Annotated in this window: 15 protein-coding genes; 5 read left to right on the top strand and 10 right to left on the bottom strand. The window is 70.3% G+C overall.

The window, feature by feature from the left end; all coding sequences use genetic code 11:
• Genes OHA17_RS03330 through OHA17_RS03310 form a run of 5 tightly spaced genes read right to left on the bottom strand, consistent with a single transcriptional unit; the run spans position 1 to position 4,744 of the window.
• Positions 1-945: a 3,4-dihydroxyphenylacetate 2,3-dioxygenase gene (locus tag OHA17_RS03330; RefSeq protein WP_406503869.1), complete on the bottom strand. Its 945-nt coding sequence runs from the start codon at positions 943-945 to the stop codon at positions 1-3.
• 6 nt (positions 946-951) lie between these two features.
• Positions 952-2,415 (bottom strand): aldehyde dehydrogenase, encoded by a 1,464-nt coding sequence (locus OHA17_RS03325; protein ID WP_406503867.1) that lies wholly within the window; start codon positions 2,413-2,415, stop codon positions 952-954.
• A gap of 57 nt (positions 2,416-2,472) precedes the next feature.
• A complete protein-coding gene (locus OHA17_RS03320) occupies positions 2,473-3,279 on the bottom strand; it encodes an acetoacetate decarboxylase family protein (protein WP_406503865.1) in 807 nt (268 codons plus the stop codon).
• Positions 3,276-4,550: an NAD(P)/FAD-dependent oxidoreductase gene (locus OHA17_RS03315; protein WP_406503863.1), complete on the bottom strand. Its 1,275-nt coding sequence runs from the start codon at positions 4,548-4,550 to the stop codon at positions 3,276-3,278. The genes OHA17_RS03320 and OHA17_RS03315 overlap by 4 nt, the downstream gene beginning before the upstream one ends.
• A 5-nt stretch (positions 4,551-4,555) precedes the next feature.
• Positions 4,556-4,744 (bottom strand): ferredoxin, encoded by a 189-nt coding sequence (locus OHA17_RS03310; protein WP_398873546.1) that lies wholly within the window; start codon positions 4,742-4,744, stop codon positions 4,556-4,558.
• A 329-nt stretch (positions 4,745-5,073) separates the two neighbouring features.
• Here OHA17_RS03310 and OHA17_RS03305 point away from each other — a divergent pair, with 329 nt between their 5' ends.
• The 5 genes from OHA17_RS03305 (at position 5,074) to OHA17_RS03285 (ending at position 10,708) form a co-directional block, all read left to right on the top strand.
• A complete protein-coding gene (locus OHA17_RS03305) occupies positions 5,074-6,375 on the top strand; it encodes a glutamine synthetase family protein (RefSeq protein WP_406510623.1) in 1,302 nt (433 codons plus the stop codon).
• 59 nt (positions 6,376-6,434) lie between these two features.
• Entirely contained in the window at positions 6,435-7,715 is a 1,281-nt protein-coding gene (locus OHA17_RS03300; protein ID WP_406503861.1) for a cytochrome P450, read from the top strand.
• A 66-nt stretch (positions 7,716-7,781) separates the two neighbouring features.
• Positions 7,782-8,999 (top strand): cytochrome P450, encoded by a 1,218-nt coding sequence (locus OHA17_RS03295; RefSeq protein ID WP_406503859.1) that lies wholly within the window; start codon positions 7,782-7,784, stop codon positions 8,997-8,999.
• 99 nt (positions 9,000-9,098) lie between these two features.
• The gene (locus tag OHA17_RS03290; protein ID WP_406503857.1) at positions 9,099-9,869 is read left to right on the top strand and encodes an IclR family transcriptional regulator; all 771 of its coding nucleotides are present in this window, start codon (positions 9,099-9,101) and stop codon (positions 9,867-9,869) included.
• Positions 9,866-10,708: an SMP-30/gluconolactonase/LRE family protein gene (locus OHA17_RS03285; protein WP_406503855.1), complete on the top strand. Its 843-nt coding sequence runs from the start codon at positions 9,866-9,868 to the stop codon at positions 10,706-10,708. Before OHA17_RS03290 ends, OHA17_RS03285 begins: the two co-directional genes overlap by 4 nt.
• A 62-nt stretch (positions 10,709-10,770) precedes the next feature.
• Here OHA17_RS03285 and OHA17_RS03280 read toward each other — a convergent pair whose 3' ends face one another.
• Genes OHA17_RS03280 through OHA17_RS03260 form a run of 5 tightly spaced genes read right to left on the bottom strand, consistent with a single transcriptional unit; the run spans position 10,771 to position 16,883 of the window.
• A complete protein-coding gene (locus tag OHA17_RS03280; RefSeq protein ID WP_406503853.1) occupies positions 10,771-11,925 on the bottom strand; it encodes an aldose epimerase family protein in 1,155 nt (384 codons plus the stop codon).
• A 47-nt stretch (positions 11,926-11,972) separates the two neighbouring features.
• Positions 11,973-13,208, bottom strand: a complete 1,236-nt coding sequence (gene mmsB / locus OHA17_RS03275) for a multiple monosaccharide ABC transporter permease (RefSeq protein ID WP_406503851.1) — start codon at positions 13,206-13,208, stop codon at positions 11,973-11,975.
• Between the two features lie 5 nt (positions 13,209-13,213).
• Positions 13,214-14,749, bottom strand: coding sequence for a multiple monosaccharide ABC transporter ATP-binding protein (gene mmsA, locus OHA17_RS03270; RefSeq protein ID WP_406510622.1), 1,536 nt, complete (start codon positions 14,747-14,749; stop codon positions 13,214-13,216).
• Between the two features lie 35 nt (positions 14,750-14,784).
• Complete coding sequence (chvE, locus tag OHA17_RS03265; protein WP_406503849.1) at positions 14,785-15,900, bottom strand: multiple monosaccharide ABC transporter substrate-binding protein; 1,116 nt, start codon at positions 15,898-15,900, stop codon at positions 14,785-14,787.
• Positions 15,900-16,883: a hypothetical protein gene (locus OHA17_RS03260; protein WP_406503848.1), complete on the bottom strand. Its 984-nt coding sequence runs from the start codon at positions 16,881-16,883 to the stop codon at positions 15,900-15,902. Before OHA17_RS03260 ends, chvE begins: the two co-directional genes overlap by 1 nt.
• Positions 16,884-16,912: the final 29 nt, after the last annotated feature.

Here is a 16,912-nt window from a genome sequence, read left to right as displayed (position 1 = left end):
TCAGGCCTCCCGGTCGCGTCGGTGCGGGTGGCGCGGGGCGGCGGACGCGGGTGGACCCGTGCCGGTCCAGCCGTCGGCGGGGCGGTCGAACCACAGGTGGGCCTGTCCGGTGCCGATGGAGTTCTCGTACGCGCCGTACTGGCGGCCGGGCGCGGTGCACGCGTCGCCGCCGAGCGCGCCCGCCATCATCAGGTAGTGCGCGAAGCGCGCCTCGGGCCTGAACTCCCGGAATTCCGGCATGGTGTGGAGCACCTTGGCGTGGCGGCCCTCCTTGAACCAGGCGATGCGTTCGAGGTCGGCCGCGCGGGCCTCGGGCGTACGGATGTGGGCGGGGTCGCTCGCCTCGTGGTCGCGCAGTTCGCGCAGCGGCCAGAAGGTGTGCGACAGGGCGCCGGACGCGATGAGGAGGACCCTGCGGCCGGGTGTGGCGGCGATGCCGTCGGCGAGCGCCCGGCCGAGCCGCAGATGGTCCTCCATGTCACCGGTCTGGCACACCCCGATGGACAGCCACCGTTTGTCGGGCAACCCCTCGCCGAGGAACTTCCACAGGTTCACGGTGGCGTAGTGCACCGGAAGGTACGGATCGTCGACGGCGGTGATCCAGGTGCCGTGGCGAGGGGCGAACTCGGCTATATGGTGGGCGAGTTCGGGGTCGCCGGGGAAGTCGTACCGCATCCGGCACATGCCCCGGGGGAGCTCGTCCGAGGTGAACAGGCCCGCGCGCCGGCTCTGCGCGGTGACGACGAACTCGACCGTGGTCGCCCAGTGCGAGTCGAGGACCACCACCGTGTCGTAGCGGTCGCTCTCGAAGACGTCCGCGCGCAGCTGCCGCAGTCCGGTGACGAGGCTGATCTCCTCGCCCTCGTTGAGCTCGCGCCGCACCGGCTCGGGCAGCACGATGGTGGGCACGTGCGCGAGCAGGCCCGCCCCGACGATCTCGCCCATGGTCCCTCAACTCCCCGGTGCCGTAACGGTGTTCTTGACGTCGCAGAAGAAGTCGAAGCTCCACGTGCCGCCCTCGCGGCCGGTGCCGGACGCGCGCGAGCCGCCGAAGGGGGCCCGCAGGTCGCGTACGAAGAAGCAGTTCACCCAGACCGTGCCCGCCACGAGCCGCTCGGTCACCCGCCGGGCCCGCCCGGCATCGGAGGTGACGACGGTCGCGGCGAGCCCGAAACGGGTGCCGTTGGCGAGCTCCAGGGCCTCGTCCTCGTCCGCGAAGGTCTGGAGCGTGAGGACCGGGCCGAACACCTCCTCCTGGACGATCTCGCTGCCCTGTGCCACATCCGTGAGCAGGGTGGGGCGGTAGTAGGTGCCGCCGAGCTCGGCGTTGGGCGTGCCGCCGATCACGGCTCGTGCGCCGGACGCGATCGCGCGCCGCACGAATCCGTCGACCTTCTCCAACTGGGCGGGATGGATCAGCGGCCCGACGCCGGTCGCCTCGTCGCGCGGGTCGCCCTGCCGGAGCCGGGTGGCCTTCGCCACGAACCGGGCGGTGAACTCCGTCGCGACGGACTCCTCGACGAGCAGCCGGGTGGCGGCCAGACACACCTGCCCCGCGTTGTCGTACTGCTCCACGGCCAGCTCCACGGCCAGGTCGAGATCGGCGTCCGCGAACACCAACAGCGGTGATTTTCCGCCCAGTTCGAGGCTCAGCGGGGTGAGGCGTTCGGCCGCCGAGGCCGCGATGCGGCGGGCGGTGGGCACCGAACCGGTGAAGCTGATGCGGCGCACGTCCGGGTGGGAGACCAGCGCGCTGCCCGCTTCGCCACCGTAGCCCTGGACGACGTTGAGGACCCCGGGCGGGAGTCCGGCGTCAGCCGCGATGTCGGCGAGCAGCGAGGCGGTGAGCGGCGACCACTCGGCGGGCTTGAGGACCACCGTGTTGCCTGCGGCGAGCGCCGGGGCGACCTTCCAGGTGGCCAGCATCAGCGGCGCGTTCCACGGCGTGATCAGCACGCACGGCCCCGCCGGGTCCCAGGAGACGTGGTTGACGGCGCCGGCCGGGGTCGTGAAGTCGTCGAGGCCCAGGGTGAGCAGCCGATCGGCGAAGAAGCGGAAGTTGTGCGCCACCCTCGGCATCACCCCGCGCCGGTGGGAGCGGAGCAGCGCGCCGTTGTCGAGGGTCTCGACCTGGGCGAGGCCCTCGGACCGCTTCTGTACGCCGTCCGCGATGGCGTGCAGGATGCGGGCCCGCTCGGCGCGGGGCGTCGCAGCCCAGCCGGGGAAGGCGGCCTTCGCGGCGGCCACCGCCGCGCCGGCCTCGAAGGAGGAGCCGCGCGCCACCCCCGCGAGCGCGCGGCCGTCGATCGGGGAAACATCGGCGAAGGTCGTGGGGGAGCCTACGCGTGCCCCGCCGATCCAGTGCCGGGTGTCGACGGCGACCCCGGCGACTGAGGCGATGTGCTCACTCGTCATGTCCGTCCTCCGACCGATCGGCACAGGAGCCTCCAACTGGTTGACGTGGCAAGGGAGTTACTCGGCTCCCGAGGTGTTGGATTCGAGGAGCCGGCCTCCGTCCCATACGACGCCGACCTGTCGGTAGTACGCCGCGATCGGCTCCCGCACCGCGAGGCGGGCCAGTTCTTCGGTGGGGGATGCGAAGAGTTCGAGGTCCGCGTCCCCCAGCCACGCCTGCCCGGCCTCCGAGGAGGCGGCGCCGGACTCGATGAGCTCGTCGAGGGCGAGGCCCTTGCCCTTCTCGATGGAGGGCAGCCAGCGGTGGTGCGCCATCGGGTGCCCGTTCACGAAGCCTCCCGTCGGCGAGGGCTGACGCAGTGTCACCACGGCCTGGGCGAGCCGGCGGTCGGCCGCCGCCAGGGTGGCCCCGAAGCGGGCCCCGGCCTCGATCCGGGGCGCCGGCCCGAACGGGTGCGGCCGGGTCTGATGGATCGAACCGAGCTTCTTCGGATAACCCTGATGGAAGCCGCGTACGACCGCGAAGTCCTTGTCGACCCAGATGTAGACGCAGCGCGAGTAGACCTGCCCCCGGTACGAGCAGCGCACGACCGCGAACGCCTCCTTGTACTGGGCCCGCACCGGGTCGAGGAGCTCCCGCTTCGACGCCGAACAGGACTGCCAGTCCGCCCAGACGAGCGCGACCGCCCCCGGGTCCTCGGGCGCCAACTCCAGCGGGTGGGGCAGGAGTTCGCGTACGCGCTCCGGATCCGTGCGGTATTCGACCGTGAGGACGTCGCCCGAGTACAGCCATGGAGGCGCGGGGGCGATGGACGATTCGCCGGTCGCCGTCTTGGGATGGAAGTAGCCGCGGACGCTGCTCACGGGGCGACTCCTCGCGGGCTGAGGGCGGGGCTTTCGAGGAGGAGCGGCCGGTGCCGGGCGGCGGCCGCGCCGACGGCCGGCCCGCCGAGCCCCATCACGCCGACGAGGCGCCCGTCGCGGTGGTAGCCGACCAGCATGTCGCCGTCCGCCTCGCCGTCGAGCAGCCGGACGTCGTCGTGCCCGAGCTCGGGCGAGCCGAAGGACTGGAGCCGGAAGTCGTACTGGTCGCTCCAGAAGGAGGGGAGGGGGGCGAAGGGCGTCAAGTCGCTTGTGTGTGAGAGGAGTTGGGTTGCGAGCGCCCGCGCGGCGTGCTTGGCCGTGTCGCCGGGGATCGACCAGTGCTCGACCCGGCGCGGCACCCCGTCGTAGCGGGCGTTGGGGAAGCGGGCGACGTCACCGACGGCGACCACGTACGGCAGTCCCGCCGCAGCGGCCTCCGTGCCGCCCGCACCGTCGCCGACGCGCCGCACCCGCAGGTGCTCGTCGGTGAGTACGCCGTCGGACAGGTCGAGGCCGTTCCCCGCCAGCCACTCGGTGTTGGCGACCGAGCCGACCGACTCCACGACCACATCGGCCGGCAGGACCCGCCCGTCGCTCAGGGCGACCCCGGTCACGCGGTCTCCGCCCTCGAACCCGGCGACCCCCGTGCCCAGCGCGAAGCGCACTCCGCGTTCCTCGTGCCGGCGCAGCAGCGCCCCGGCGAGGAGCCCGCCGAGGGGGCGCAGCATCGGCAGGGGCTCTACATCGACGACGGTCACCTCGGCGACACCCAGACCGACTGCGGTGGCGGCCACCTCGCAGCCGATGAACCCGGCCCCGATCACCACCAACCGCACGCCGGGCAGGCCCAGTTCGGCCCGCAGCGCGCGCACATCGGCGAGCGTACGGACCGTATGGCGGCCGCTGCCCGGTCCGGAGGGCCCGGGGCAGCGCAGCCGCCGAGAGCGCAGGCCGGTCGCGACGACCAGGGCGTCGAAGCCGAGCTCTTCGCCGCCCTCAAGGACGACGACGCGGTCCCGCAGCCGGGCGCCCGCCACCCGCGTCCCCAACCGCCATTCCACATCGGCGGTGTTGGCCCGTGGGGTGAGGGGCAGCGAGGTGAACGGCGCCGTCCCCGCGAGGACCCGCTTGGAGAGCGGGGGCCGGTTGTAGGGCATGTGGGGTTCGTCGCCGACCACCGTGATCGGGCCGGTCCAGCCGACGGCGCGCAACTGCTCGGCGGCGCGCAGGCCGCCCAGCGACGCCCCGGCCACGACCACGCGCGCGGTCACGGCGCTCAGGCCTCGATCCGGATGGCCTGCATCGGGCAGACGTCGGCGGCTTCCTCCACGTCGGCGCGGAACGCTTCACCGGGATCGCCGAGGTACGCGAGGCGTCCGCTGTCGTCGAGGCGGAAGACATCCGGGGCGGCGAACACGCACTGCCCGTGGTCCTGGCACTTGTTCATGTCGACGGCGACCTTCATGGGCCGACTCCCTGTGACCGACCTGCGTAACCGAGCCGTATGACCAAACCGCTCGACCGGCGCCGCTCGGCTCGACCGAACTCGTTTGATACCAAACAACATAGAGAGGTGTCGCCGAGGGGTCAATGCCCCTGCCGCGATGGGGAGTTCATGACCGGACCCTTGCGGGAAGCCGCCTCGCGTCCATACCGTTTGAAGCCAAACCAATAGCGTGCGCTCAGCCCGAGGAGACGTCGGTGAGTGCTCAAGTACCTTCAGATGCAAAGCAGTTAACGGAGCGGCTGTCCGTCGAGGGCATCGATGTGGTCCGGGTGACCTACCCCGACCTCATGGGCACCGACCGCGCCCGGGACGTGCTCGTCGACCAGCTGCCCGCGGCCTGCTCGCACGGCCTCTCGTTCTGCCGCGCGGTCTACCACACGAGCCCGCAGGGCGATGTCGTCCCGATCGCGGGCGGCCTGGACGCGGGGCTCCCCGACATCGTCGTGCGCCCCGACCTCGACACGCTCCTCGCGCTGCCCTGGGAACCCGGCGTCGCCTCCTGCCTGGGCGATGTCACCGACCCGGCGACCGGCGCGCCCGTCCCCGAATCGCCGCGTGCCCTGCTGCGCGCGGTGCTCGCCCGCTGCGCGGAACACGGACTGCGCCCGATTGCGGGCCCCGAGCTCGAATACTTCCTGTGCGATCCGGACCCCGGCGCGCCCGGCGGCTGGCGGCGGTACAGCGCGGTCGCGGGCGCCGTCTACACCGCGGGACTGCGCGCCGACCCCGACAACCACCTCCTGCGGACCCTGCGGATGCTGCGCGATCTCGAAATCGGGATCACCCACGGAAACCACGAGTTCGACGGCGCGCAGTTCGAGATCAACCTCGTGCACTCCGAGGCGCTGGGCGCCGCCGACCGTGCCTTCCGGCTGAAGGCCGCCGTCAAGGAGCTCGCCCGCAAGGAGGGCAGGCTCGCCACGTTCATGGCCAAGCCCTTCAACGACGCGGGCGGCTCGGGGTTCCATCTGCACCTGTCCTGCGAGGCGGGAGCCGAGGGTGAGACGGGCGCGGCCGCCGGTGACGTGGGGGAGACGCGGAACGTTTTCGACGACCCCACCGGCCCCTACGGCCTCTCCGACACCGCCCGGCACGCCGTCGCCGGTCTGCTCGCGCATGCCCCGGCGCTGGCCGCCCTGGTCAACCCGACGATCAACTCGTACAAGCGCTTCGGGCCGGACACGGTGGCCCCCTGGCTCGTCGACTGGGGTCTGGACAACCGCAGCGCGATGGTCCGCATCCCGCCCGAGCGCGGTTTTGGCGCCCGGCTCGAACTGCGGCTCGGTGATGCCAGTGCCAACCCGTACGTACTCATCGCCGCGACCATCGCCGCGGCGCTGCTCGGCATCCAGGCCGCCGAGGAGCCGCCCGCGCCGCTGGAGGGGTACGGCTACGACACCGCCAGGTCCGCCCTCCTTCCGGACTGCCTACCGAGCGCGCTCGACGCCCTCGAAGGGGACACCGCGCTCACGGGAATCCTCGGCAAGGACTTCACCGCGGCCTACCTCGCCTACAAGCGCAACGAGGTCGAGCGCTTCCAACAGCACGTGACGGACTGGGAGTTCACGGAGTACGCGTACCACCTGTGACCCGCGCGGGCGCGCCGCCCGCCCGCGTCCCCCGTCGCAGCTCAGCTCAAGGAGCGCCGATGGCCGAGGCCAGCCCCGCCGCGTACGACCCGATCCCCCTCGACGACGTCGACCTCGCCGACCTCGACCGGTTCACCGACGGCATCACCCCGTGGCGCATGTTCCACACCCTGCGCCACCGGGACCCCGTCCACTGGCAGCCCGAGCCGGCCCCCAACTCCGGGTTCTGGGCGGTCACCCGCCACGAGGACATCGTCCGCGTCGACCGGGACGCCGACACGTTCACCTCCACCAGATTCGTCAACCTCGAAGAGCTCGACGACGACCAGATCAAGAAGCGGGCCTCCATCCTCGAACTGGACGGGGCGCGCCACCGTGCGCTGCGCGGCCTGCTCCAGCGCCAGTTCGGGCAGAACGTGATCAACGGCTACGCCGACTTCCTGCGCGGCCTGACCGCCAGGACCCTGGACGCGGCCCTGGCCAAGCCGGCCTTCGACTTCGTGGAGCACGTGTCCGCCGACTTCCCCATCAACGTCCTCGCCCGGCTCCTGGGCGTGCCGCCCGAGGACAACCGGCGGCTCATCGACTGGGGAAACCGCATCATCGGCCACACCGACCCCGACTACGCGGATGTGCTCCTCGACAGCGCGGAGAGTGAGCAGTACCGGGACCTGCCGTTCCGCTCGCCCGCTTCCGTCGAGGTCTTCGAGTACGGCCGCGAACTCGCCCGGCAGCGCCGCGGTGGCCACGGAACCGACCTCGTCTCGCGGCTCGTCAACGAGACCCCGCGCGATCAAGTCCCGCTCAGTGCCCAGGACTTCGACAACTACTTCCTCCTGCTCGTCGTCGCGGGGAACGAGACGACCCGGCACGCCATCTCGCACACCATGCTGGCTCTGATCGAGCACCCCGAACAGCTCGACCGGCTCCGCCGCGACCCAGCCCTCATCCCGGCCGCCGTGGAGGAGTTCCTGCGCTGGGCCTCGCCCGTCTACCACTTCCGCCGCACCGCGACCCGCGACGTCGAACTCGGTGGCAAGCGGATCAGGGAGGGCGACAAGGTCGTCATGTGGTACGCCTCGGGCAACCGTGACGAGCGGGTCTTCGCCGACCCGTACGCCTTCGACGTCACACGCACCGACAACGACCACGTCACCTTCGGCAAGGGCAGCCCGCACCTGTGCCTGGGCAACCTCCTCGCCCGTACCGAAGTGCGCATCATGTTCGAGGAGTTGATCCCCCGCATCGCCGACATCCGCCTGACGGGGGAGGTGCCCCGCGTGCGCTCCAACTTCGTGAACGGGATCAAGCGGCTTCCGGTGGAGGTCACCCGCGCTTGATGCGAGGTGTGCGCCTCGGGGGAAGATCGGTGTGGATGCCCGCCCCGACCAGCGCAAGGACCCCGCGTGACACAGAACCCAGACCTCCCGCAGCCCTTCGATGCCGCCCACTTCGCCGATCCGTACGCGACCTACGAGCGGTTGCGCGAAGAGGCGCCCGTCCACCACGTACGGCTGCCGGACGGATCCGAGGTCTGGCTGGTGCTCAGGGAGTCGGACGTCCGCGCGGGGCTCGCCGACCCCCGGCTCTCGGTCAACAAGGCCCACGCGGGCAACGGCTACAAGGGGTTCTCGCTGCCGCCCGCCCTGGACGCCAACCTGCTCAACATCGACCCCGACGACCACATGCGCCTTCGCCGGCTCGTCTCCAAGGCCTTCACGCCGCGCTATGTGGAAGGGATGCGGCAGCAGATCGAGGGCGCCTCCGAGCAGCTCGCGGACGCGTTCGCCGAGCGGCTGAAGGCCGACGGCGCCGTCGACCTGATCACCGCGTTCGCCAATCTCCTTCCCGTGGCGCTGATCGGTGACCTGCTCGCCGTGCCCGAGGCCGACCGGCACGCCTTCGCCGGATGGGTCACCACCATGCTGGATCCGGGGAGTTCAGGGGAGCTTGTCGCGGCGATCGGGCGCATCCACCGCTTTCTGCTCGACCTGGTGGCGGACCGCCGCGCGGAGCCCGGCGACGACCTCCTGTCCGAACTCATCGCAGCACGTGACGAAGGCGACCGGCTCAGCGAGGACGAGCTCGTCTCGCTCGCCTTCCTCATCCTCATGGCGGGCAGCGAGAACACCCAGCACGTCATCAGCGGCGGACTCCTCGTCCTGCTCGACCACCCCGACCAGCTGGCCGTGCTGCGCGCCGACCCGGGCCTCATGCCGCGGGCCGTCGAGGAACTGCTCCGGTACGTGAACCCCAACCAGATGGCGATCCGCCGTTTTCCCACCGAGCCGGTGGAGATCGGCGGGGTCACCGTCCCGTCCGGCGACACCGTCCTGCTCTGCCTCGCCGCCGCCCACCGTGACCCGGAACGCCATGCCGACCCCGACCGCTTCGACATCCACCGCGAGGACACCACCCACCTCGCGCTGGGCCATGGCATCCACTACTGCCTCGGGGCCGCACTCGCCCGCATTCAGCTCCACAGCGCTTTCAGCACCCTGATACGCCGATTCCCCGAGCTGGCTCTCGCCGTCCCGTCCGGCGACCTCGCCTGGCGCACCTCCTTCCGCTCGCACGCCCTCAGGGAGCTGCCTGTCCGCCTGGGGCTGCAGACGTGGCCGTAACCGCAGGCCCATTGCCCGGTGAACACCCCTGTGGTTAGCCTGTGTTCGTCATTCCGGGCGGTGGCCGGAGTTTCGAACAAGAAGGGTGGGTGGCCGAGCATGGGCCGACTGGTTCCCGCGGTGACCAGGGCGCTGGACGTCCTCGAACTCTTCCTGGAGAGCGAGGGGAGCCTCTCCGCGCCCGATGTCACGCGCCGGCTCGGGCTGCCCCGCACCACGGTCCACGAGCTGCTCACCACTCTGGCCGCCCGCTCCTACCTGGCGCCGGTGCCCGAGCAGCCCGGCCGCTACCGGCTCGGCGTACGCACCTACCAGCTCGGCAGCCGGTACGCCGAGCAGCTCGACCTCGCGGCCGAGGGGCAGCAGGTGGCCCGCGAGGTGGCGGAGACCTGTGACGAGACCGTGCACGTCGCGATCCTGGAGGACACCGACGTCATCTACATCGCCAAGGTCGACTCCACCCACGCCGTCCGCATGGTCTCCGCCGCCGGCCGCAGGCTGCCCGCGCACTGCACCTCCGTCGGCAAGATGCTGCTCGCCGTGCTGCCCGAGGCCGAGCTCGACGCCCGCCTCGAAGGGCGCGAACTCGTCGCCATGACACCGGACAGCATCACCGACCCCGCCGCCCTGCGCACCGCCCTCGCTGAGATCCGTGCCCGCGGGACCGCCGTCGAGCACCGCGAGTCCAATGCCGACGTCAGCTGCGTGGCGGCGCCGGTCAGGGACAGTACGGGCCGGGTCGTCGCCGCGCTCTCCATCTCCGTTCCCATGATCAGGTGGAGCGGCGACCGCGAGGCCGAGCTCGCCGAACTCGCTCAGAAGGGCGCGGGCGACCTCTCCGTGCGGCTCGGCCACCGAGGTGTGCGGTGAGGTACGAGCTCGCGGTACGGGAGTGGGCCGAGCTCGGCGAGGGGCCGACGTGGGACCCGGCGACGGGACGGCTGATCTGGGTCGACATCCTCTCCTCGCGGATCCACACCTACGATCCGGCCGACGGCCGCCGTACGGTCATGGCCACCGAGCAGCACGTAGGTGCGGCCAAGCCGCGCGTAGGGGGCGGCCTTGTCGTCAACCTCCGGGACGGCGTCGGTCTGTACGGCCCCGACGGCGGGTTCCGCTGGCTCCTCCACGACCCCGTGGACGGTCGGCGTGCCAATGACGCGGCGGTCGCTCCCGACGGGGCGCTGTGGGCCGGGACCATGCGCTACGACGAGGCGCCCGGCGGCGGCACCCTGACGAGGATCGCCCCGGACGGCACCGCGGCCGAGATCCTCGGTGACGTCGCCGTCAGCAACGGCACCGGTTGGAGCCCGGACGGGCGGCTCATGTACTACATCGACACCTCGACCCGGACCATCGATGTGTTCGACCTCGACGGCCAACTCGCCCACAATAGAAGGGAGTTCGTCTCGGTCGAGGCCGCTGCCGGGGACCCCGACGGGCTCGCGGTGGACGCGGAGGGCGGCGTCTGGGTAGCGCTGTGGGACGGCGGTGCCATCCGGCGGTACGCGGCCGACGGCAGTCTCGACCAGGTCGTCGAGCTGCCCGTGCCGCGCCCCACCGCCTGTGCCTTCGGCGGCCCGGACCTCACCGATCTGTACATCACCACCGCCCGCGCGGGACAGGCCGCACCACACCCCCTGGCCGGTTCGGTGCTCGTACTTCCAGGGGCGGGGCGTGGCCTGCCCGCCACGCCCTTCGCTGGGTGATGGGCCGTCAAAGGCCGTGTGCCCCAGAGGGATTCCTCTGAGGCACACGCACGCGTCGAGCCTCAGCGAGTCGAGAACGAATGCACCGTCGACGTGCGGTACGTCGTGCCCGGGCGCAGCACCGTCGACGGGAACGACGGGTGGTTGGGTGAGTCCGGGAAGTGCTGGGTCTCCAGGCAGAGGGCGTCACCCTGGCGGTAGGTGCGGCCCGAGGTGCCCTCCAGGGTGCCGTCGAGGAAGTTGCCGGTGTAGAACTGCAGGCCCGGCTCGGTCGTGTACATCCGCATCACCCGGCCCGACGACGGGTCGGTGAGCGTGAGGATGTGGGCGGGCGAGGTCGAAATGCCTTTGTCCAGCGACCAGTTGTGGTCGAATCCCTTGGCGTGGACCAGCTGCTCGCCGCCGTCGCGGATGTCCCGGCCGATCGGCTTCGTACGCCTGAAATCGAAGGGCGTGCCCGCCACTCGGGCGAGTTCGCCGGTCGGGATGAGGCCCGCGTCGGTGGGGGTGTAGCGCGCGGCGGCCAGCTCCAGGGTGTGGTCGTAGACGGAGCCGCTGCCCTCGCCCGTCAGGTTGAAGTAGGTGTGGTTGGTCAGGTTCACGACGGTCGGCCGGTCGGTGGTCGCCTCGTAGTCGATCCGCCAGTCGCCGCGAGCGGTGAGGGTGTACGTGACGCGGACCTTCAGTGCGCCGGGGTAGCCCATCTCGCCGTCGGGGGAGACCCGGGTCAGGACGAGCCCGGTCTCCGAGCCGTGGGTGAACGGCTCCACCTGCCACATCTGTTTGTCGAAGCCCTGGGTGCCGCCGTGCAGACTGTTCGCCCCGTCGTTCAGGGGGAGTTGGTAGATGTGGCCGTCCAGCGTGAACCGTCCCGCCGCGATGCGGTTGCCGTACCTGCCGATCAGGCCGCCGAAGTACGGGCTCTTCGCGACATAGTCGGCGAGGTTGTCGAAGCCGAGCGCGATGTTCGCCAAGTGGCCGCGGCGGTCCGGGACTTCGAGCGAGTGGACCACCCCGCCCCAGGACAGGACCTGGAGCCGGGTGGCGCCGTTGGCCACGGTCCAGAGGTCCACCGCGGTGCCGTCGGCCAGGGTGCCGAAATGCTTCTTGGCGGGGGAGCGGCGCGGCCCGGCCTGGGCAGTCCCGGCGCCGAGCGCCGTCGTCGCGGCGAGACCGGCGGCGCCTGCCGCCAGTACCGTACGTCTGCTGGTCTTCATGGAGCGACTCCTTGAGGGAGTTCGGGGAGGGGGGACATCCGAGGGACTCATGAACCGACCTTGCGCTTGTTGTAGACGTCGAAGCCGACCGCGGCGAGCAGCACGAACCCCTTGATGACCTGCTGGTAGTCCGTGCCGATGCCCACCAGGGACATGCCGTTGTTGAGCACACCGAGCACGAGGCCGCCGATGACGGCGCCGAACACCGTGCCCACGCCACCGCTCATCGATGCGCCGCCGATGAAGGAGGCCGCGATGGCCTCCAGTTCGAAGTTGACGCCCGCGTTGGGGGTACCCGCGTTCAGGCGGGCCGCGAAGACGACGCCGGCCAGCGCCGCGAGCACCCCCATGTTGACGAACACCCAGAACGTGACCCGCTTGTCCTTGACGCCGGACAGCTTCGCCGCCGCCTGGTTGCCGCCGAGCGCGTACACATGACGCCCCACGACCGCGTTGCGCATCACGAAACCGAGTCCGATGAGCAGCGCCGCGAGCAGGAGCAGCACCACCGGGACACCCCGGTAGCTGGCCAGCGTCATCGTGAAGGCGAGGACGGCGGCCACCATCGCCACGCACTTGGTGATGAACAGGCCCTGGGGCAGCACATCGAGTTCGTACGCCTGCTGGCGCCGCCGGGAGCGCACCTCCTGGACCAGCACGACGGCTGTCAGGGCGAGCCCCAACAGCAGTGTCAGGTTGTGGTAGTTGGTGTTCGGGCCGACCGTCGGCAGGTAGCCCGTGGAGATCTTCTGGAAGCCGTCGGGGAACGGGCCGAGCGAGCGCGAGCCGAGCAGGATCTGGGTGCCGCCGCGGAACAGCAGCATCCCGGCGAGGGTGACGATGAACGACGGTATCCCGACGTACGCGATCCAGAACCCCTGCCAGGCGCCCGCGACCGCCCCGATGATCAGGGCCACGACCAGGGCGAGCACCCAGGGCACATGGTGCTCGACCATCATCACGGCGCACGCGGCCGACACGAAGGCCGCCAACGAGCCGACGGACAGGTCGATGTGGCCCGCGATGATGACGATCATCATGCCGATCGCGAGGACCAGGATGTAGCTGTTCTGGAGCACCAGGTTGGTGACGTTGTTCGGCTTGAGCAGCACCCCGCCGGTCCAGATCTGGAACAGCACGATGATCAGGCCGAGCGCGACGAGCATCCCGTACTGGCGCATGTTGCGGCGGGCCGCGTCAAGGAGCAGCGCGGCGGGCGCCGGATGCGGGGAACCGGGCGTCGGCGGGGCGCTCCGGGGGGTGTCGGTGGTGACCGGACCCATGGCGACTACCTCTTGTCCGTGGTCATGTTGTTCGTGGTCATGTGGCGCATCAGCACTTCCTGCGTTGCCTCGGCCCGCGGGACCTCACCGGTGAGCCGGCCTGCGGCCATCGTGTAGATGCGGTCGCACATGCCGAGCAGTTCGGGCAGTTCCGAGGAGATGAAGACGACGGCCTTGCCCTGGGCCGCGAGCTGGTCGATGACGGTGTAGATCTCGTACTTGGCACCCACGTCGATGCCGCGGGTCGGCTCGTCGAGGATCAGCACATCGGGACCCGCGAAGATCCACTTGCTGAGTACGACCTTCTGCTGGTTGCCGCCGGACAGCCGTCCGACCTGCTCGAAGACGGTGGGCGCCTTGATGTTCATGGACGTGCGGTACGACTCGGCGACCCGCCGCTCCTCGTGCTCGTCGACCACTCCGCGCCGGGACACCCGGCCGAGCGCGGCCGTGGTGATGTTGCGGGCGATGCTGTCGATGAGGTTGAGGCCGTACTGCTTGCGGTCCTCGGTGACGTACGCGATGCCGTGGCCCACCGCCTCCGGCACCGTTCGCGTCCGGATCTCGCGGCCGTCCTTCCACACCGAGCCGCTGATGTTGCGCCCGTAGGAGCGGCCGAAAAGACTCATCGCGAGCTCGGTGCGGCCGGCGCCCATCAGGCCCGCGATGCCGACGATCTCGCCCCGCCGCACCTGCACGGAGACGTCGTCGACCACCTTGCGCTGCTGGTCGATGGGGTGGTGCACGGTCCAGCCGCGCACTTCCAGAGCGGGGTGCGCGCCCGGGTCGCCGTCGTACGGGGTGCGGTCGGGGAAGCGGTGGTCGAGGTCGCGGCCGACCATGGCCCGGATGATCCGGTCCTCGGTCGTCGCCGGGTCCTTCACATCGAGGGTCTCGATGGTGCGGCCGTCGCGGATGACGGTGACGGAGTCGGCGACCGCGGCGATCTCGTTGAGCTTGTGCGAGATGACGATCGATGTGATGCCCTGTTCCTTCAACTCCGTTATCAGATCGAGGAGATGGGTGCTGTCGGCGTCGTTGAGCGCTGCCGTCGGCTCGTCGAGGATGAGCAGCTTCACCTCCTTGGACAGGGCCTTCGCGATTTCCACCAGCTGCTGCTTGCCGACGCCGATGTCCGCGACCCGGGTCCCCGGATGCTCGCTCAGGCCCACCCGCTTCAGGAGCCGGGACGCGTGCTTCAGGGTCTCGTGCCAGCTGATGACGCCCCGTGTGGCGTGCTCATTGCCGAGGAAGATGTTCTCGGCGATCGACAGATAGGGAACGAGTGTGAGTTCCTGGTGGATGATGACGATCCCGCGCGCCTCGCTGGCCCGGATGTCCTTGAAGGCGCAGGGCTCGCCCTGGAAGAGGATGTCGCCCTCGTAACTCCCGTGCGGATGAACCCCGCTGAGCACCTTCATCAGGGTCGACTTTCCTGCGCCGTTCTCCCCGCAGATCGCGTGGACCTCGCCCGGGGCGACGGTCAGCGACACGTCGGACAAGGCTCGAACGCCGGGGAACGTCTTGACGATGGAACGCATCTCAAGGACAGCGGGCGGCTCGTGTGCGGGTGCGGTCACTTCAGGTCACTCGCCTTGATGTAGCCGGAATCCACCAGCTCCGCACGGTAGTTGGACTTGTCGACGCTCACCGGATTGAGCAGGAACGACGGCACGATCTTCTTCTCGTTGTTGTACGTCTTGGTGTCGTTGACCTCGGGCGTCTTGTTGTTCAGCACGGCGTCGGCCATCTGCACGGCCTGCTTGGCGAGCGCCCGGGTGTCCTTGTAGACGGTTTGCGTCTGGTCGCCCGCGATGATCGACTTCACCGACGCCACCTCGGCGTCCTGACCGGTCACCACGGGGTAGGGCTTGGCGGCGGTCCCGTATCCGCCGGAGCGCAGCGCGGACAGGATGCCGATGGAGATCCCGTCGTACGGCGAGAGCACGGCGTCGACGCGGACCGAGGAGTACGCCTTGGTCAGCAGGTCGTCCATGCGCTTCTGTGCTGTCGCACCGTCCCAGCGAAGCGTTGTCACCTGGTTGAGGTTCGTCTGCCCGCTCTGCACCACGAGCTGCTTCTTGTCGAGGTAGGGCTGGAGCGTCTTGAGGGCGCCCTGGAAGAAGTAGCGCGTGTTGTTGTCGTCCGGCGATCCGGCGAACAGCTCGATGTTGAACGGGCCTTTCCTGCTGCCGTCCTTCAGCCCCAACTTCTCGATGATGTACGTCGCTTGGAGCACGCCGACCTTCTCGTTGTCGAAGGAGGCGTAGTAGTCGACGTTGGGCGAGCCGAGGATGAGCCGGTCGTAGGAGATCACCTTGATGTTCTGTTCGGCGGCCTGCTTCAGGACGTCGCTCAGGGCGCGGCCGTCGATCGCGGCGATCACCAGGACGTCCACACCCTTGGTGATCATGTTCTCGATCTGGGCGACCTGCTGGTCGACGTTGTCCTCGCCGTACTGGAGCTCGGTCTTGTAGCCGAGGTCCTGGAACTGCTTGACCATGTTGTTGCCGTCGTTGATCCACCGCTCGGACGACTTGGTCGGCATGGCGATGCCGATGGTGGAGCCCTTGCCGCCCTTCTTGGTGTCCTTGCTGCCGCCCTCGCTGCTCTGCCCGCAGGCGGCGAGCACGAGGGCGAGGGATCCGGCGACGAGGGCGAGTGCTGCTCTGCGGATGCGGCGCATGGTCATCAGTCCTTGGGGGAGAAGCGGTTGAGGGGGCCGGGGAGGCGGGAGCCGAGCGAGGACATGCCGCCGTCGGCGCCGTGCCGGGCAAGCAGGTCGAGCACGAGCCGGCCGCGGCGCACGCGCTCGCGGGCCGTGTCCAGGGCGGCGTCCCGCAGATGCGCGCCGTACGGATAGATGCCGGGCGCCTTGGACAGGCCGAACTTGAGGTAGAGCGGGGCGGCTCGGCGGATCAGCTCGGCCGCCTCGTACATCCGCACATAGCCGCCGAGGTCGTCCGGCGCCTCGATGTACAGGTCGAGCGGGACACCCGACACCCGTCGGATCTCGGTGAAGTGAGCGGCCGTCAGATCGGATGGCACGTTCACGGAGTCCGCGCCGAGCCGCTCGTACACCGAGACCGACGCCGGATTGACCGGGCCGATCAGCGCCGAGACCTTGAGAGTGGTGTCCGAGGGCAGCAGGCCGCGCTCGCGCAGCCGGTGCAGGGTCCACAGCACCCCCTCGTCGGCGACGAGCAGGCACTGGACACCCAACTCGGCTGCGCGCAGGGCGTCTTCGACGCATCCGGCGAGCGCGTCGTGCCCCCGGGCGCGCAGTCCCGCGCCGCCCGAGGCGGTACGGGACGAGGCGCCGATGTCCCAGGTGCCGCGGGGTCCGGTGAAGAGGCAGAGTTCGATGCCGCGGTCCGCGCAGGCCTCGGCCATCTCGGTGATCTCGGCGTCGGAGAGCATCCACACGCCGCTGCCCTGGCTGACCCGGTGCACCGGCACGTCGAGCCGCAAGGACTCCTTGAGGACGATCGCGAGCGCTTCGGGGCCCTCGACGGAGGGGATCTCGGTGCGCCAGGAGCCGCCGTCGGGGAAGACGTGCGGGGAGGAGTCGGCGGGGTTGTCGGCGGGCGCGGCCAGGCCGAGCGCGGTGAGGGCACGCTCGCCGGGGCGGCGGGGTCCCGCGGGTGTGAGGAAGGGGGCTGAAGTGTCGGTCACAGGCGGGATTCCTTGAGTGAGCGGGCCTT

Source organism: Streptomyces sp. NBC_00212, assembly GCF_045206365.1.
Classification (GTDB): Bacteria; Actinomycetota; Actinomycetes; order Streptomycetales; family Streptomycetaceae; genus Streptomyces.
The sequence above is the reverse complement of the archived record's forward strand: the minus strand, read 5'-3'. Positions and strand labels throughout refer to the sequence as shown.